At 68.2% G+C, this 16,965-nt stretch carries 14 protein-coding genes; 10 read left to right on the plus strand and 4 right to left on the minus strand.

From position 1 onward, the window contains the following. Nucleotides 1-402, plus strand: a 402-nt coding sequence (locus tag AB0G14_RS20820) for a hypothetical protein (protein ID WP_357699726.1), incomplete at its 5' end; no start/stop codon positions are given. Continuing rightward, the gene (locus AB0G14_RS20825) at nucleotides 399-935 is read left to right on the plus strand and encodes a GNAT family N-acetyltransferase (protein ID WP_357699728.1); all 537 of its coding nucleotides are present in this window, start codon (nucleotides 399-401) and stop codon (nucleotides 933-935) included. The genes AB0G14_RS20820 and AB0G14_RS20825, both read left to right, overlap by 4 nt. Before the next feature lie 35 nt (nucleotides 936-970). On the opposite strand, the gene AB0G14_RS20830 is transcribed toward AB0G14_RS20825, so the two are convergent. The 3 genes from AB0G14_RS20830 to AB0G14_RS20840 all read right to left on the minus strand — a co-directional run bounded on the left by AB0G14_RS20830 (nucleotide 971) and on the right by AB0G14_RS20840 (nucleotide 4,528). Further along, complete coding sequence (locus tag AB0G14_RS20830) at nucleotides 971-1,435, minus strand: hypothetical protein (RefSeq protein ID WP_357699730.1); 465 nt, start codon at nucleotides 1,433-1,435, stop codon at nucleotides 971-973. Between the two features lie 302 nt (nucleotides 1,436-1,737). After that, nucleotides 1,738-3,981 carry a hypothetical protein gene (locus AB0G14_RS20835; RefSeq protein ID WP_357699732.1) on the minus strand — a complete coding sequence of 748 codons (2,244 nt, stop codon included), beginning with the start codon at nucleotides 3,979-3,981 and terminating at the stop codon, nucleotides 1,738-1,740. Between the two features lie 31 nt (nucleotides 3,982-4,012). Next, complete coding sequence (locus AB0G14_RS20840; protein WP_357699734.1) at nucleotides 4,013-4,528, minus strand: hypothetical protein; 516 nt, start codon at nucleotides 4,526-4,528, stop codon at nucleotides 4,013-4,015. Nucleotides 4,529-5,144: 616 nt separating this feature from the next. On the opposite strand from AB0G14_RS20840, the gene AB0G14_RS20845 reads away from it, so the two are divergent. The 4 genes from AB0G14_RS20845 to AB0G14_RS20860 all read left to right on the plus strand — a co-directional run bounded on the left by AB0G14_RS20845 (nucleotide 5,145) and on the right by AB0G14_RS20860 (nucleotide 10,681). Then, complete coding sequence (locus AB0G14_RS20845; protein WP_357699736.1) at nucleotides 5,145-8,219, plus strand: DUF3427 domain-containing protein; 3,075 nt, start codon at nucleotides 5,145-5,147, stop codon at nucleotides 8,217-8,219. Then, the gene (locus AB0G14_RS20850; protein WP_357699738.1) at nucleotides 8,216-9,112 is read left to right on the plus strand and encodes a phosphorothioated DNA-binding restriction endonuclease; all 897 of its coding nucleotides are present in this window, start codon (nucleotides 8,216-8,218) and stop codon (nucleotides 9,110-9,112) included. Before AB0G14_RS20845 ends, AB0G14_RS20850 begins: the two co-directional genes overlap by 4 nt. 43 nt (nucleotides 9,113-9,155) lie before the next feature. Continuing rightward, complete coding sequence (locus tag AB0G14_RS20855) at nucleotides 9,156-9,824, plus strand: hypothetical protein (RefSeq protein WP_357699740.1); 669 nt, start codon at nucleotides 9,156-9,158, stop codon at nucleotides 9,822-9,824. A 92-nt stretch (nucleotides 9,825-9,916) separates the two neighbouring features. Next, a complete protein-coding gene (locus AB0G14_RS20860) occupies nucleotides 9,917-10,681 on the plus strand; it encodes a hypothetical protein (protein ID WP_357699742.1) in 765 nt (254 codons plus the stop codon). 30 nt (nucleotides 10,682-10,711) lie between these two features. On the opposite strand, the gene AB0G14_RS20865 is transcribed toward AB0G14_RS20860, so the two are convergent. Continuing rightward, nucleotides 10,712-11,893, minus strand: a complete 1,182-nt coding sequence (locus tag AB0G14_RS20865) for an aminoglycoside phosphotransferase family protein (RefSeq protein ID WP_357699744.1) — start codon at nucleotides 11,891-11,893, stop codon at nucleotides 10,712-10,714. A gap of 485 nt (nucleotides 11,894-12,378) precedes the next feature. Between AB0G14_RS20865 and AB0G14_RS20870 the strand changes: the two genes are divergently transcribed. The 4 genes from AB0G14_RS20870 (at nucleotide 12,379) to AB0G14_RS20885 (ending at nucleotide 16,889) form a co-directional block, all read left to right on the plus strand. Then, nucleotides 12,379-12,540 (plus strand): putative ATP-grasp target RiPP, encoded by a 162-nt coding sequence (locus tag AB0G14_RS20870; protein ID WP_357454953.1) that lies wholly within the window; start codon nucleotides 12,379-12,381, stop codon nucleotides 12,538-12,540. A 163-nt stretch (nucleotides 12,541-12,703) separates the two neighbouring features. Then, nucleotides 12,704-13,684: an MvdC/MvdD family ATP grasp protein gene (locus AB0G14_RS20875; RefSeq protein ID WP_357699746.1), complete on the plus strand. Its 981-nt coding sequence runs from the start codon at nucleotides 12,704-12,706 to the stop codon at nucleotides 13,682-13,684. Continuing rightward, nucleotides 13,681-14,739, plus strand: coding sequence for a TIGR04500 family putative peptide maturation system protein (locus AB0G14_RS20880; RefSeq protein ID WP_357699748.1), 1,059 nt, complete (start codon nucleotides 13,681-13,683; stop codon nucleotides 14,737-14,739). Before AB0G14_RS20875 ends, AB0G14_RS20880 begins: the two co-directional genes overlap by 4 nt. Next, on the plus strand, nucleotides 14,739-16,889 hold the full coding sequence (locus tag AB0G14_RS20885; protein WP_357699750.1) for a peptidase domain-containing ABC transporter: 2,151 nt from the start codon (nucleotides 14,739-14,741) through the stop codon (nucleotides 16,887-16,889). The genes AB0G14_RS20880 and AB0G14_RS20885 overlap by 1 nt, the downstream gene beginning before the upstream one ends. Nucleotides 16,890-16,965: the final 76 nt, after the last annotated feature.

Raw genomic sequence — 16,965 nt, forward strand, 5'->3', positions numbered from 1 at the left:
CCTCACAAACACATGATCGACAGGCGGCTGCGTCCACGTTGCACACCCCCACCGCATCCCACCAGGTCAGACGGCCAATGGCGGCTGCCGTACTACCTTGCACTGGGCAGGCCCGATCACGCCGCCGACGCCTTCCGGGCCATTACGGAGAACCCCTCGGCTGTTCTTCGGCGCAATCAGATCTACTACTCGGTTCAGCTCGCCAGCGCCGCCTACAGGCAGGGCAACCTCGACGAGGCTGCGTACACGGCGATGAACCTGCTGCCTGAACTTGGTCAGGTGAGTTCGGGGCGGGTGACTCACCACCTCGCGCAGATCCGGTCCGACCTGGGGCAGCCACAGCGGTCAACGGCCGCAACCCGGAAGTTCGTTGAGGCGTACGACCAGGCGGTGCGCGGATGATCGAAGGTTTGGAGCTGCGGCACCACACCGTTGAAGAGGCCGCCGGACTCATCGACCGACTCGTTGGGCTCTACCTAATGGTGTACGCGGACGGCGGCGAGTTCCACAGCGAGGACCGGTACCGCCGCCAGCTTGCCGGCCACATGCAGCGCGACGGCTGGGACCTCGTCACCGCCACGGTCGGCGGCGAGCTGGTCGGATACATCTACGGGTTTCCGCTACCCGCCGAGACCGGGTGGTGGGGCGGCATACACGAGCCCATCCCGGCCGGATTCACTGACGAGAACGGAAAGCGGACGTTCGCCATCAGCGAGCTGATGGTGACCCCTGACTGGCGTCGCCGAGGGATCGCCAAGTCGCTGCACGACGAGCTACTCGCTGGGCGTACCGAGGATCGCGCCACGCTCCTGGCTGAGCCGGACAACACCATAGCCCAGGCCGCCTACCACAGTTGGGGTTGGCAAAAGGTCACCAAACTCCGGCCGGGCTGGGAGCACGCGCCCACATACGACGTTCTGGTGAAGCAAACTTAGCCGTATGGTAGTGAGCAGCGAGCAAACCCTCTTCTCTAACGGTCCAGCTCGTCAGCACCATCGGGCCGCTTACCAATTTCGGCATCCCCTCCAGCCTCTTCGCGAATCCTTTGAGCGAAGTCAAGGTCGCCAAGAGCTTCAGCGGCCACACTGAAGGCCTTGACCAATTCCGCTGACTTCTCGCTGGACATACCAGCGACATATTTGTGCACCATGCGCGCAATCACCAGCCAGCGATTCTGCGGCGTCCACCAGGATGCCTCTTCGAGAAGCCCTTCCAGCGCTTCCTTTTGAACACCCTTCCCACCAAGCGCATCTGCCGAAAGAAGTAGATAGAGTCGCGCAGTGGCGGGGTCCGACAGCACCTCGTTCCGTACAAATTCAACACGCGCCTTAGCCTGCTGACGAACCAGCGAATCAAAGCATTCCTGGCGCATTAGGCTTTCCAGTCGCAGAGCCGACTCTCGACAGGCCGGATCCACGCTTACCTCACTGCTCACCCTAAGCACCCTTGCACGCTTAACCGCGAGAGGTAAGCGCCTTAGAAACTCAGCATGCAAGTCTTGGCCCGCTATTTGGAAATCAAGTACCTCGCTGCCAGATAGAACACTTCCGGCTATTCTTCGAATCTCCTGCACTACTAAAGCCTCGAGGTCAAGCCGGCCTGCGCCGCCAGCCCACTCGATACTTAGGTCTACCTGAAAACGATACTCAGGGCGCTTACTCGGCAAGCTAACCTTGAATTGACTACGTCGAGTAGCAGCGGTCCAGCGGAAGACTCTTCCGGCCCACAGGACGCCACTCACCGTGAATCCTCACGCGCTGCGATTCGCCGGACAGATCTTACAATCTCAGCGTCTAGCACCTCGCTGAGATCTCTCTGCAGTGCGTGCTTCAAATTCGAAGAACCAGGCCCATCCTCTACCCATCTACGGACGCTACCGCGCAGCAATTCTCGTCGGACACTGGCTTTAGATCCGGTTGCACCGGAGACCGCCGCGGAGAGGACTGCGAATATCCGGCTACTGCCATCAGACTCAAGCGCCGATGCCATCCAGAAGTCTACACACTTCTGGAGGGGGCTGTCAGCTATTGTCAGGTCTCCCCGATCTAGGAGCCGACGCCAGGCGATCTCTAACACATCAATAGAGACGCCGCTAAAGGAGCTGGCAGAAAAAACACTTAGAACCTGGGGTAGTTTACTTTCAGCGTCCTTCAGTAATGCGAGCGTCTGGAATACAACAGGACCTGCTACATGGTCGTCGCGGCACCACGCACCAAGGTATTGCAACAGCGTCACTCGCGCCGCGTCGTCGCTCCAAAGCCGAATGACCGCGTCCTGGAGGTCAGGCAGAACAGTACCTGGACAGGCGTCGCCGATGTGGCGTAGTCGGCGGAGAGCGAAGCCTGTATGGATTGCACCAAAACTTCTGGCGCAGACGGCCGCCACGAGGCGTTTCTTTGACGCTTCGCTTGTTTTCGCCCAATCAAGTAACATCTTCCGAATGTACGGCGAACTAGCATCGGCGATCGCAGCTGCGTCTATGGCATCGACCAGTAGCGTCCACAACGATCGTTGACGATCCCAGGTCTCGACTAATGCCGCTAGAGGCAGGGGGCGCTCATGACGAACAGCAAATCTGACAGCAAAATCTACTACTCGCCGCCCAATCTGAAGCGAGTCATCTTGGGATATCTTAACAAGGTCCCCGTGAGAAGATGCCAAGGGAGTTTCGGCGAGCCATTTCACGAACACCTGCCGAGACAATGGCCGATCAATCCAAAAGTACTCGACCGCAGCATCCTCCCAGTGAGGTCGCCGAAAGCTGATCCTCTCTGCGGATGCCAACTCTCCTTCGACAGAGCTAAGTAGTTCGATAATGCCAGGCGCAGCCTGGCCAGACAACTCCAATTCCGAGTCTGAGAATGCCTCACATAGGTCTGCAGCTTTTGCGTAGATGTGACCGACGGGCGCATCACGAAGGATAGCTGCAGCCAATAGGAAGTTGCGCTGGATGGCGGTCCGACCATCCTCGCGATGCCACCTAAGAAGATCTTCGCGCCAACTCGATCGCGCGTTGACCACATTATCGATCTGACTCAAGGATGGGCAGTCAGAATGCGACTGATCCCCGCCCGGTCGATCCTCACTAATAATAAGGTCAGCGATGTCTATCGCGTCTACGGGAGCAGCCCCTTGAAAAAGCCGCGCGATGCGCTGGTCACCCAACCACCTCTCTATCCGGGAAATCGGGCAGGCGACGCGAAGGACCCCCCGTGCGATATCTATAGGCAAAGGAGGCGTCCCAAAGTTGGGTGCGAAGTCAGACCTTACACCCCGAGTAATTCGCACCCACTGATTAGGCCGAGCTAGGACAACAAGCCTAGCCTTACGGCGCGCGAGCACGTCACGCAAAGCAATCAGATGGTCACCGAATTCGTTGCTTACTCCGAACTCTATTTTGCCATCAGATGATTCCTCATCGGGGGGAAGCTCGAGCAGATAAGCTCTTCCGGGCTCGCGCGGAAGCCGGCGACCGGGAAGCGTATTTGAGCCACCAAAGGTGAGCCTATGCACTTCCTCTGCGAGCGACTCGTATCGCAGCCTCGCCAAAAGCGCGTACGCCAATGCGCTTCGTCCGGTGTCCGGCGGGGCTACGATAACCACCACCCCACCAACGGGCTCGATCAAGCTCCAAAATTCCTCAAATGAAGAATGTGGCGCATAGGTAGCCCTGAAGAGCGCCAATTGAACATCCGGAATTCGAACAGAGGGCGCAGAGTCCAGCACTTCCACGTTGAAGTAGACGCCCGCCATGACACCATTATTAAGGAGGGCCGACTGACGGTAGTCCGACTGAAACTTCTCGAAAGCCCTCCGATCGACGCCGAGGCGCTCAAGTAAAGAGGTCAGACCATCCGGCTCTTCCGATATTTCTGTATCATGCTGGGCCCAGGAACCTGCTTCCTGTTCTGCCGAGAATTCCTTCCGCGCCCCTTCTATCGCCTCATCCGCAGTGGGTGCGGTCGGCGCATTGCTCGACACTACTGGGCTTTCTGTTGTAAACCACACGGCGTCATCCAATGAAGCCGTCAACTTCTAGACCTACAATCCTGCCATCCCGGCTTACCCTTACAGCGGTCTGCTTTAGATCTACGTTGACGCCTCTCCTGATTCCGGAAGCCTTGATGCCCGTGACTGGGCGCTCGACATCGCCGAGTTGTTGATCAACCCTGACCTCGCCGGCCTCAGAATTCTGGAAGCGGAACTTTATGCCGTACAAAGCAGAAAGGTCCATACATGCGAGAACAATCGATTCCACTAGCCTCGAATCGTCGCCTCGCGCGATTTCTGGATGATCTCGATAGACCGCAAGGGTTCCTGCTAACTGCTGCAATCTTGCCTCGCGATCGCTTGTCAGGGCAGATTCATCTAGCGGCAGTGGCCCAGGATACTCCTCGACAAATTTCGCTTCGCCCTCTGAAACTACAGCAGGCTCCCTGCCAAGCGCCCCGTCCACTCTCGAACAAATAAATTGAACGATTGCACCTAAGGCAGGGCCAGCCAGCGTTGCGATAACTGCAGGATCCATTCGCTGCACTCCTCCATCAGCGGCCCACATATGAGCTTCGCACGTCAAATCCCCCGTCGCCTCGCAATGCCTTCCGATAGGCGCCTTGAAATTCTCCGACACGGAACCTAAATTCGGGCGACCAACATCCACGGTTGGTTCAAAGGGGCATCCTGCCACCTTTTTTTAGACATGACACCTATGGGCAATGTTGGCAGAGCAACGGCGCAGACGAGACAATGTGAGGCTCTCTCCTCATCTACCAAAAATCTCACTTGCACATCGGAACTAAAACTCCCCGACGCGAGAGGTGTTAAAGACACTACCGCGAGAGAACCAACCAGGGGAGAGCCCGACCCCGGTCTGATCAGCCAGCAACTCCTAGCCCTCATCGCTCACAGGGAACCAGCGAGGCCAACAGTTGCGTCGATCAGCGCTTTGCAACTGGGGCATCGCCGCAGGTCACGCAACGGATAGCGGTCCCGAAGCATGTGACGATCCGACACTCTTGGGCGGCAAGAGTGCTATCTAAATCCGAATTGGGGGAGGGGGAGTTGTCGGGGAACCGACACCAGCTCCGGCTAAGGAAACCAGCGGAGGGGTGACACTGCACGGCGATCAAAGTTACTTTTTCGGAGTGACGGATCTTGAGCGGGGCATCTACGAGCACCTCATCACCCGCGAGCTGGCCGACCGCCTTCAGCACGTCGACGCCCTCCTCGTCCAGCGCGACAAGCTCGACCCCGCTGACGCCCCCGACGCCCTCGCCCGTCACATCGCCGCCCTGGCCCACCGCGCCCTGCACGCCCTCCCCGGCGGCGACGACAAGCTCGCCCGTCAGGTCGACCTGGCCAACCGCATCGCCGACGCCATCGCCGCCGAAAGCCCCCAGGCAGCCAGGGCCCAGGACCAGGTCAGCGACGCCAAGCACCTCCTGCACGCCATCGCCGCCCCGCCGACCCCACCCGCGCAGCCCGCCTTCCCGCAGCGCCCCACCACCCCGCTCTCCACCGGCGCGCTGCTCGTCAACGGCCGCCACCAGCCGCGCATCGGCCACGAGGTCACCCACGAGATGGCCTCCGCCGACTCCGTCGACCTGCTCTGCGCGTTCATCAAGTGGTACGGCCTGCGGATCGTCGAGCCCGCCATCCGTGACCTGATTGCCCGGGGCGGCCGGCTGCGCGTCATCACCACTACCTACCTCGGGGCAACCGATCAACGGGCCCTCGACCGGCTCGCCGAGCTGGGTGCCGAAATCAAGGTGTCCTACGAGACCAGGACCACTCGCCTGCACGCCAAGGCGTGGCTGTTCCGCCGGGGCAACGGCATGACGACCGCGTACGTCGGCTCCTCCAACCTTTCCAAGGCCGCCCTGGTCGACGGCGTGGAGTGGAACGTACGGATCTCCAACATCGAGCAGCCGCACGTCATCGACACGTTCACGGCCACGTTCGAGGACTACTGGAACGACGCGGCCTTCGAGGACTACGACGCCAGCAGAGACGCGGAGCGACTCAGGCAGGCACTCAGCGGGGAGCGCCCCGGCGAGACACCGATCCAGATCGCCAACCTTGACGTGCGGCCGTACCCGTACCAGGCCGAGATCCTGGCCGACCTGGACGCCGAGCGGCACTTGCACGGCCGGTGGCGCAATCTCGTTGTCATGGCCACCGGGACCGGCAAAACGGTGGTCGCCGCGCTGGACTACCGCCGGCTACACAAGTCGGGCGAGGCGGACTCGCTGCTCTTCGTCGCCCACCAGGAGCAGATCCTGCGGCAGAGCCTGGCGACGTTCCGGCAGGTGATGGGCGACGGCAGCTTCGGCGAGATGCTGGTTGGGGGCAAGGAGCCGACGCACTGGCGGCACGTCTTCGCCTCCATCCAGTCGCTGCACCGTCGGGAGATCGACCCCGAGGCGTACGACATGGTGATCGTCGACGAGTTCCACCACGCGGAGGCACCGACGTACGCCAGTCTCCTGGAGCGGCTGCGGCCGCGCGTACTGCTGGGGCTGACGGCGACCCCCGACCGGGCCGACGGCGGCGACGTGCGCCGGTGGTTCGACGGCCGCGCCGCCGTGGAGCTGCACCTGTGGGACGCCCTGGAGCGGCAGTTGCTCGCGCCGTTCCAGTATTTCGGGCTGCACGACGACGTGGACCTGTCGCAGCTGCGCTGGAAGCGCGGGCAGGGGTACGACCTGGCGGAGCTGGACGTCGTCTACACCGGCAACCACGCGCGGGCACGGGCGGTGCTGCGGGCGGTACGCGACAAGGTCGACGTGGGCCGGATGCGGGCGCTCGGGTTCTGCGTGAGCATCGGGCACGCCCGGTTCATGGCGGACTGGTTCACGAAGCACGGCGTGGCGTCGGCGGCGGTGACCTCGAAGGTCGACACGCCGGATCGGCACGCACTGCTCGCCGAGTTTCGCAAGGGCACGCTGCGGGTGCTCTTCACCGTGGACCTGTTCAACGAGGGCGTCGACCTGCCGATGGTCGACACGATCCTGATGCTGCGGCCCACCGAGAGCGCGACGATCTTCCTCCAGCAGCTCGGCCGCGGGCTGCGCCTGGACGACGACAAGCCGTGCCTGACGGTGCTCGACTTCATCGGCGGGCAGCATGCCAACTTCCGCTTCGACCTGCGCTGGCGGGCGCTGACCGGGGTGAGCCGGAAGTCCGTCTACGACGCGGTCGACCAGGACTTCCCGAGTTTGCCGAGCGGCTGCCACATCGAGCTGGACCGGGTGGCCAAGGAGATTGTGCTCGGCAACCTGCGCTCGGCGCTGCCGACGTCGAAGCGGGGCCTGGTGGCGGAGCTGCGGCTGCTGGGTGACGTGAGCCTGGGCGAGTTCCTGCGCGAGACGGGCGTGGAGATCGAGGACGTGTATCGGTCGGCGAGCGTCGGCGGGTGGACCGGGCTGCGCCGGCTCGCCGGGTTGGAAGCCTCGACGCCTGGGCCGGACGACCGGGAGCTGGGCCGGGCCATCGGGCGGATGCTGCACCTCGACGACCCGGACCGGTTGGACCTGCTGACCCGGGTGACGGCGGGCGAGCAGCCCGACGCCGGGCGGCTGTGGGACATGCTGCACTTCGACCTGTGGGGGCCGAACGCCCCGCTGACCTCTCGGGAGGAGCGGTTGGCGCGGCTCCGGGCGGAGCCCGCCCGTTGCGCCGAGCTGCGCCAGGTCGCCGAGGTGCTGCGCGACCGGATCCACCGGGTCACGCCGGAGCCGCTGTCGGCGGCGGTGCCGCTGCGGGTGCACGCCCGATACAGCCGCAACGAGGCGTGCGCCGCCTTCGGCATGGCGAACCCGGGATCGCTGCGCGAAGGCGTGAAGTGGCTGCCGGACGCCCAGGCCGACCTGTTCTTCGTCACGCTCGTCAAGTCGCAGGCGCACTACTCCCCCACCACCATGTACGCCGACCGTGCCATCACCGACAGCCTGTTCCAGTGGGAGTCGCAGAGCACCACGTCGTCGGCCTCGGCGACCGGCCAGCGCTACATCCACCACGCCTCGCGCGGGTCGACGGTGCATCTGTTCGTGCGGGAGACCCGGGTCGCCGACCGCGACCTGGGCGCGCCGGCCTACCTCTACGCCGGCCCGATGACCTACCGGGAGCACACCGGCGACCGGCCCATGCGGATCATCTGGCGGCTGCACCACGCGCTCCCCGCCGACATGTACGCCGCTGCCCGAGCGATCGCCGCATGAGCACCCGGCAGGAGGTGTTGGACCGGCTGACCTCGCTGCGCCTGCACCAGCAGCGGGGCCGGCGCGCGCCACACAAGCCGCTGCTGGTGCTGCTGGCGCTCGGGCAGCTCACGCACAGCGGGTCGAGCGAGTTGCCGTGGTCAGCGGCGCAGGAACGGCTGAGTGACCTGATCGCCGAGTTCGGGCCGGCGTCGAAGACCGGACGGGCGCAGAGCGCCGCGTACCCGTTCACCCGGCTCCGCAGCGACGGCGTGTGGACGCTGAACCGGGACGTACCGATGGATCTGGTCGGGCCGTTGGCGACGCACGACGTGGTGGGTCGGCTCGACGCCGCCACCGAGTCGGCGCTGCGCCGCGACCCCGAGCTGGTGCGGCGGGTCGCCCGCGCCCTGGTGGAGCAGCACTTCCCGCCCACCATCGCGCCCGACGTGCTGACTGCGGCGGGCCTGGACCCGGACGACATCCTCCAGGCGCCGGGCGTCACGCCGATCCCCGCGCGGCGGCGGGACGCGGCGTGGCGGGTGGCGGTGCTCCAGGCGTGGGACCGGCAGTGCGCGTTCTGCGGGTACGACGGTCAGCTCGGCCACGCGTCGGTCGGCGTGGAGGCCGCGCATGTGCGCTGGTGGGCCTTCGACGGCCCGGACAGCCCCGACAACGGGCTGGCGCTCTGCGTGCTGCACCACAAGCTGTTCGACTTCGGCGCGCTCGGGCTCGACGCCGACCTGCGCGTCGAGGTGTCGGCCGCCTTCACCGCTCGTACGCCGGCCGGTCGGTCGACCTATGACCTGCACGGCAGCATGCTGCGGCCTCGACCCGGGACCCAGGTCCCCGCCGTCGAACACATCGCCTGGCACCGCCGTGAGGTGTTCAAGGGCGAATCCCTCGCTGCCTAGTGATGTCCAGTTACGGGCGCGTCGAGCGGTTACTGTGTACCGGATGATCACTCCCGCGCAGACGACGAGCCGGCTGAACAAGGACATCGGCGCCGTTGTGCGGCCGCTGGGCTTCCAGGGCACTCGCGGGACCTGGTCGGTCGTCACGACCGACGGCGTCGCACAGGTCAATGTCGGACGGAGTGTGATGCGCAGCGTCGGCGGCGGCACGATCTTCGTCAACGTGGGCATCGGTGTGGTGCCGGTTGCCTGGTGGGGGTACCTGAACTGGCGCGCCGCCCGCTGGGGCCAGCCTCCGATCCCGTTGGACAAGGACGCCACGTCCTACCGGATCGGATTCGTCGAGACCCGCCAATGCCCGGAGGACAGCTACTACCACCTGCGCCTGGACCCTGACAGGTACCCGGCGACCGTGACGACGACCGAGGAGCTCGACCACGCTGCGGCGCTGCTGGCCGGTGCGGCCGACAAGCTCGCCCACACCGCGCTCGACCTGCTCCGGCCGGGCCGTTACCTCGAGGCGCTGCGCGGCATACGCGATCTCGGCGGCGCGATGTGGGAGCCGCTGGTGGTGCTGCTCGCCGAGGGCGGCCCGTCGGCCGAGCTCGATGCCGCGATCGAGGACATGCGGGCCGACTACGCCAACTACGGCTTCGGCCCACCCGACATGGAGGTCGAGTACGCCCGCATGCGGGCCGCGGCGGCGGTGTGAACGGCAAGGTGCCCCTGGCTCCGCCATCGACGGTCGCTTGAATCGCCCTGCAATGCTCTCCACGGCGGCCCTCACGAGATCGAGGTATGGGCATGGAGCTGCGCAAGAGCCGGCGCTTGCTGGTGGCTGGCATTGTGTTCCTGGCGTTCGGCGTACTCGTGCTGCTGTGCGCAGCGGGCAGTTCGTCCCCTTCCATCGGCTCTTGGCTCTTCGGTGGGATCGTGGCGCTGATGGGTGGCGCGTTCGCCGTCAGCGAGCTCAAGCCGTTCAGGTTCCACATCGGAGACGAGGGGCTGACCCTGCGGCTGGCCGGGCTCGACCGACTCGTGCCGTGGACGGAGATCGACTCCATCATCCTCGACGAGCCGGTACCGACGCCCGGTGGCAAGAAGCCGACGTCTCCGTCGCTGTTGCTGGTGCCGGCCACCGGGTCGACCATCGATCGCCCGCAAACCGCCCGGAGTCCGGTCGATGGCCGAGACGCCCTGGTCCTCCTCGACCTCGACGAAGTTCGGCAGTCGACAGACGAGGTGGCAGCCGCCCTGGCCCGCTTCGGAGGTAGCCGTTTCACGGATGTCCGGAAACTACGCCGGGAGCGGTTCGATTCGCCCGACTTCACCATCGGCCTGCGCGGTTACGACCCGGCACGGGTGGACGAGCTGATCCGGCGGGGGCAGGACGCGCTGATCTCGGGCGTGACGTCGCAGCGTTACGCGGCCAAGGCCGAGCTCGACAAGGCGCGCACCGCCCTGCCTTTTGCCACGCGCGGATACAGCTGCGCACAGGTCGACGCGCTCCTGGAGGAGTTGTCTGCCACGCTGGCACGTTGGGGTGACGAGGGCGCCAAGCCTGACTGAGTGGTTGGGGCGCCCGACCGGGCAGGTGTGTCACGCCGGCGCGGCCACGCCCCCGAGCGCCTGCTTCAGACAGGCGTTGACGTCCGTGGCGTGGTACACCCGCTCGCTGGCCTCGATCCCGTCGAGGAACATCGCGTACACCGCCGCCATCCGCAGCGCCGCGACCGGCCGCAGCAGCTCGACGGCTCGCTCCGGATCGCACCCCGGCACGTCGGCCCGCCACCGCGCACACCACTCGTCGAAGACCGACCGCGCAGCGGCCACGTCGAGCCCCTCGGCCAGCCGCAACACGTCGAACGCGGGGTGCCCCACGAAGGCGTCGCCCCAGTCGATGACGACATGCCGCCCCGCACAGGCCCGGACGTTGCCGGGATGCAGGTCCCCGTGCACCAGCGTCTCCGGCAGCCCGCACCGGGCCGCCTCGTCCAGCCGCGCCGCCAGCCCGGTCAGCAGGGACTCCACCGACGAGGTGTCGTGACCGGAGAGCCGGTCACGGATCCAGCCAGCGAGATGCGGGGCACGCAGGTCCGGCACGCCCGCCACCACCAGTTCCGCCACGTCCGGAATGGACCGTACCTGCACCGGGTGGAAGTCGGCGGCCATCACCAGCCGCTCCTCGATGGGCGCCCCGTAGCGGTCCTCGCCCGGCACGTGGTCGAGCAGCATCCGGCCGTCGCCGTCGTCGGCGAGCAGCGTCGACGTCCTGCCCGGCACGGCACGGCCGAGCCAGCGCAGCACGGCGGCCTCGTGCCGGAAGAACACGGGCACCTGCTTCAGCCAGGCCGTCCCGCCCGGCCCGTCGAGCCGCCACACCGCCGACAGGTTCCAGGTGCGCTGCTGGGCGACGGTCTCCGCCGGCCGGCCGAGCCGCTCCAACTCGGCCGTCGCCCAGGCGACGCTGCGCGCCGGGCCGCCGGGCTCGGCGTAGGGGGCGCGCAGCGGGTCCGCCGACAGGTCCACCTCCGCCGGGACGAGCGGCGTGGCGGGCCGGTCGCTCACCTGCCCGAGGTACGCCACCGCGCCGCCGATGGTGCCGGTGCCGTCCCCGCCGAGTAGGCGCAGCACGGCGACGTCGACGCCGTACCGCCGGCGGGCCTCGGCCACCACGGGGGCGACGTCCTGCCACCAGGGCGACGACACGTCGAACGGCGGCAGGGAGCCCAGCAGCGCTCCGGCGGCATCGACCAGAACGAGGGTCACGGTGCGGGACACGCCGGCACGCTACCGCCGGACACCGCTCGCGGCGACCGGGTTTGCCCGGCACGCCCTACCGAGCACGCGAGAAGCACGAAGCAGTCAGGACCGCCCCAGCCCGGGTCAACCCGCGGGTGGAACGCCTGGTGGTGCGCTCCACCCGCGGTCGGATCCGCTGGCGTTGATCTCCACCCGCCGATCAGCCTGCGGGCCGAAGACCGCGGCGTACCGCGCCGCTTAGCGTCTCTGTCGTCGACGCCCCACGACCGAGAACTCCGTGACTGCCACCCCGGCAGGTGTCGGGGACGGTTCCTGGCTGATCCGGGACGTCTTTCCCGGGATTTTCCGGGACGGTGGCCCATTGAGCCTGGGATATCGGGATGCGGAGACTCGACCACGCCGACGAGGTGAGGGGGCAAACCTGTCGGCGGGATCCACCGGCTGGGTGGCTCAGCCGGCAGTTGAGGGCGGCGACGACCGCCCGAACACCAAGGAGGAATGCGATGGGCAAGTCCGTGCGTATCGACGACATCCCGGCCGACGGGGTCGAGCTCACCGAGGACGAGCTGGCCAACCTGATCGGCGGTCTCCCGCCGTCGTGGCACCGGTCGTCGAAGACCATCAACATCGACCCCGGCTACACCGACACCGACGAGGACTTCTGATCTCGTCACCGGATCGAGTCCGGCCGGCCGGCGCCCGCAGCGCAGCTGCGGAGCGCCGGCCGGCTGGCCGCTCGACGTCGGTCACCGGCAGTTCCGTCCACGACGCCCGGGCAGGGCGGACCGCAGGGAACCCGTCCGCACCGCCGGGAGGAGAAACCAACCGATGATTCTGATCCTGACTCAGGCCGACGACGTGCACGCCGACGCGGCCGAGGCGGAACTGGGCCGCCGCGACGCCCGGTGGCTTCGATTCGACCCGGCGCAGGTGCCCACCAGGGCGAGCATCGCCGTCCATTTCAGCGAGGGGCGTGTGCGGCGGACGTTGCACCACGACGGCGGGCAGGTGGACCTCGACGAGGTCAGCGCCGTGTGGTTCCGTCGGCCCGGCCGCCCGGTGCCGCCCGCCCACCTGACCGGCTACCTGGCCGACTTCGTGGCCGGCGAGAGCGCCACCTTCGTGGGCGACGCCTGGGAGACCCTCGACGTGCTGGCCGTGCCGGCGCCACGCCCGGTCGTCCAACGTGCCCAGTACAAGCTGCGTCAGCTACAGCTCGCCGCTCAGCTCGGCTTCGAGCTGCCGGAGACCGTCGCGGGCAACCACCCCGACGCGGTCCTCGACCTGTTCAACGCCCACGGCGGGCACCTCATCAGCAAACAGGTCGGTCTGAACAGGCTGGGCGGCGGCCTGGTGCGCTACACCGAGCCGGTGCGCCACCGGGACCTCGTGCACGTCGAGGGCATCCGGCAGTGCCCGGTCATCGTCCAGTCCTACGTGCCCAAACGGCTGGAGCTGCGCGTCACGGTCGTCGGTGAGCAGGTCTACGCGGCGGCCATCGACTCGCAGCACGCCCACCACACCCGCTACGACTGGCGCCGCTACGACGACAAGAACAGCCGGATGCGCCCCTGGGACCTGCCCGAGGACGTCGCCGCCCGGTGCGTCGACCTGACCCGGCGACTGGGCCTGCGCTACGGCGCCATCGACCTCGTGCTCACCCCCGACGACCGGTACGTGTTCCTCGAGATCAACCCCAGCGGCCAGTACCTGTGGGTCGAGGACGCCACCGGCCTGCCCATCACGGCCGCGATCGTCGACCTGCTGATGTCGGCGACGGCCGCCGCGACAACCGGAGGAAACTCGTGACCAGCACCATCGACCGGACGCCCGCGCAACGGACGGCGGCACCGGATCCGGCGATGCTCGCCGACGCGGTCGAGACGATGATCCGGCTGTCCGAGGTCGCCGGCGACAGCACCGTCGAGCGGGCCGCCCCGGCCGTCGCCGGGCTGCGTTCCCGGTGGGCCGACGCCCGACTCGACCTGGTCCACGATCGTGCGGCGGACGGCACGGTCAGCTACGACCTGCTCATCCGCGGCTCCGCCGGCACGCTCTCCGTCGCGTTCAGCCCCGCGCCCGCCCAGCCCTGGCCCCTGCGCGGCGCCATGCACTACACCGAAGGCACCCTGCTGCGGGTCGGCACCACCCGGCTCGGTGTCGGCGAGGGCCTGGGCGCGCTGGACTACCTCTGGAGCGAGGCCGAGGTGCTGGCCCGGCTGATCGACACCTGCGTCATCAAGGCGGAACTGGAGCGGGAACCGATCCCGCTCGACGACGCCCAGATCCAGCAGGCCGCCGACGCGTTCCGCCGGGCCAAGGGTCTGCTCGACGCCGAGCGGACCGCCCGGTGGCTCGACGCCGTCGGGCTGGACCAGGACGGCTTCGTCGAGCTGGTCAGGCACACGGCACAGGCCGCCGCCCTGCGGCGACGCGTCACCGCCGGCCGGATCGAGTCGTGGCTCGCCGAACACCACGAGGAACTCACCACCCTCTCCGTCGCCTGGATCGCCGCGACGCAGACGAGCGGACCGGCGCCGGTTCCGGCGGAGCGAGGCGCCGCGCTGGCCGCCGTCACCGCGGCGATCCAGCGCGGAGAGTCCGCGGGGCTGCTGCGCCTGGCAGCCGTCGACGCACCCGCGGAGCTGCGGTCGGCCGCCGTCGGCGACCCTGTCACGACGCACGTTCACGGCGCGCCCGCCCACGCCGTCGTCCTCGACCGCCTGCCCGCCGAGCTGGACGACGAGGCGCACCGGCACGCCGAGCGGGCGGTGTTCGACCAGTGGCTCGCCGATGCGCGCGCCGGTGCCGACATCGAATGGTGCTGGCTCGACGCCGACCGTACCGCCGCGGTAGGAGCCTGATGCGCCGCCGGGTACCGGTGATCCTGCAGACCGCGGACTCCGACTGCGGCGTCGCGGCCCTCGCCATGATCCTGGCGGCGCACCGGCGGCCGGTACCTGTCGCGCACCTCCGCGCCGATCTCGACGTCGGCCGCGACGGCCTCAGCATGCGGGACCTGCGCGCGGCGGCCATCGACCACGGCCTGCGCTGCCGGGCCGTCGCGCTGGCCGCCCTGCGCACCCGACCGGAACGCATCCGCGAGCTCGCCCTGCCGCTGATCGCCCACTGGCGCGGCGACCACTACGTCGTGGTGACGGCGGCCCGGCGCGGCCACGTCGACGTGATCGACCCGGGCGTCGGCCGGCGGCACCTCACCCTCGACGAGTTCGCCGCCGGGGTCACCGGCGCCGTCCTGCTGTTCGCGCCCGACGGTCCGGCGCCGGTGTCCTCGGCCCGGCCGGCCGGCGCCGTCCGTCTGCTCGCCGCGCCGCTGCTGCGCCGCCAGTGGCGGCTGCTCGCCCTCCTCGCCGCCGCCTCGGTGCTCATGGCCGTCCTCGGCCTGGCCGTGCCCCTGGCCACCAAGACGATCGTCGACAGCCTCACCCGGCAGGACGCCCCGCACACCGTCTGGTTCGCGGCCGTCGCCGCCCTCGCGCTGGCCATGGGCGCACTGTCGCTGGCCCGCGGCCTGTGCGTCGCCCTGCTCCAGCGGCGCATCGGCGCCCAGCTGGGCCGGGACGCCGTCGCGCACCTGTTCCGCGCCAGCTACCGGTTCCTGGGGCGGCGCTTCGCCGGCGACCTCGTGGACCGGGTCCAGTCGTCGCTCGGCATCCGTCACCTGCTGGCCTCCCAGTTCATCGCCAGCGGGATCGACGCCCTGCTGGCGGCCGGCTACCTGATCGTCGTGGCGGTCCTCGCCCCCGCCGTCGCCGCGATGACCGCGGTCAGCATGGTCGTGCAACTCGTGGTCGCGGCGTGGCTGTCCCACCGGATCGCCGCCCTGCAACGGGAGGAGCTGCTCGCCAGCGGAGAGCAGGCCAGCCAGCTCAGCGACGCGCTACGCGGGATCGCCACCATCCGGGCGGTCGGCGCGGAGAACCTCGTCCTGCGACGCTGGTCGCGGGCATTCGACCGTGGGCTGGCCGCCGACCACCGCAAGAGCCGGATGGAGGCCGTGTCCTCGGCGGTGCTCTCCGCCTGGCAGATCGCCAGCCCGGTCCTGATCCTGCTGGTCGCCGCACGCACCACCACCTCACCCGGCACCGCCGTCGGGCTGGCCGCCCTCGCCGGCGCGGCGACCGCCCCGGCGGCCATGCTGGCCATGCGGCTGCCGGCGTTCGCGGTGCTCGCGCCCACCCTCGAACGGCTGGCCGACATCGCCCAGGCCCCGGCGGAACAGCCCCGCCCACGGCCCCCGGCCCCACGGCTGACCGGCCGGATCACCCTTGAGGGGGTCGGCTTCCGCTACGACCGGCGCTCGCCGTACGCGCTGCGGGACGTCACGGTGACCATCGAGGCGGGTACGAAGGTCGCAGTGGTCGGCGGCTCCGGCAGCGGCAAGAGCACCGTGGTGTCCCTGCTGACCGGCCTGCACACGGCCACCGAGGGGACGGTGCGCTACGACGGGCACGACGTGGCCGAGGTCGACCTGTCGTCACTGCGCCGCCAACTGGGAGTCGTGCTCCAGGACCCGTACGTGGGAGCGGGCACCGTCGCGGAGGCGCTCCTCCTCTCCCGCCCGGACGCCACCGCCGAGCAGATCGACCGCGCGCTCACCCTGGCCGCCATCCGCGACGAGCTGTACGCCCTGCCGATGGGCCTCCAGACCCACCTCGGCGACGGCGGCACCGGCCTCTCCGGTGGACAGCGCCAGCGGCTCGCCCTGGCCAGGGCGCTGCTGGACGAGCCGGCCGTGCTGATCCTCGACGAGGCCACCAGCGCCCTCGACGTCGTCACCGAGGCGGCCGTCGAGCGGAACCTGCGCTCCCTGCCGATGACCCGCGTGGTCATCGCCCACCGGCTCTCCACGGTCGTCGACGCGGATCTGGTGCTCGTGCTCGACGGGGGCCGCCTGGTCGAATGCGGCCCCCCGGCGGAACTCGTCGCCGCCGGTGGCCGGTTCGCCGCCATGGTCGCCGCCTCCGGGGTGCCCGCGCCGGCGATGTCCTGACCGGCAGGGCCGTCCACGCAGGGGCGGTGGGCCCGCAGGTCAGCAGGTGGCGCGGCGGGAGCACGCCACGGCCGCC

Origin of the sequence: Micromonospora sp. NPDC023814 (assembly GCF_040639595.1) — a bacterium.
Classification (GTDB): domain Bacteria; phylum Actinomycetota; class Actinomycetes; order Mycobacteriales; family Micromonosporaceae; genus Micromonospora.

Coding starts and splice junctions, on each gene's coding strand:
- AB0G14_RS20825 (WP_357699728.1), top strand. CDS start 399: ATGATCGAAGGTTTGGAGCTGCGGCACCACACCGTTGAAGAGGCCGCC.
- AB0G14_RS20840 (WP_357699734.1), bottom strand. CDS start 4,528: ATGGATCCTGCAGTTATCGCAACGCTGGCTGGCCCTGCCTTAGGTGCA.
- AB0G14_RS20850 (WP_357699738.1), top strand. CDS start 8,216: ATGAGCACCCGGCAGGAGGTGTTGGACCGGCTGACCTCGCTGCGCCTG.
- AB0G14_RS20855 (WP_357699740.1), top strand. CDS start 9,156: ATGATCACTCCCGCGCAGACGACGAGCCGGCTGAACAAGGACATCGGC.
- AB0G14_RS20860 (WP_357699742.1), top strand. CDS start 9,917: ATGGAGCTGCGCAAGAGCCGGCGCTTGCTGGTGGCTGGCATTGTGTTC.
- AB0G14_RS20870 (WP_357454953.1), top strand. CDS start 12,379: ATGGGCAAGTCCGTGCGTATCGACGACATCCCGGCCGACGGGGTCGAG.
- AB0G14_RS20875 (WP_357699746.1), top strand. CDS start 12,704: ATGATTCTGATCCTGACTCAGGCCGACGACGTGCACGCCGACGCGGCC.
- AB0G14_RS20885 (WP_357699750.1), top strand. CDS start 14,739: ATGCGCCGCCGGGTACCGGTGATCCTGCAGACCGCGGACTCCGACTGC.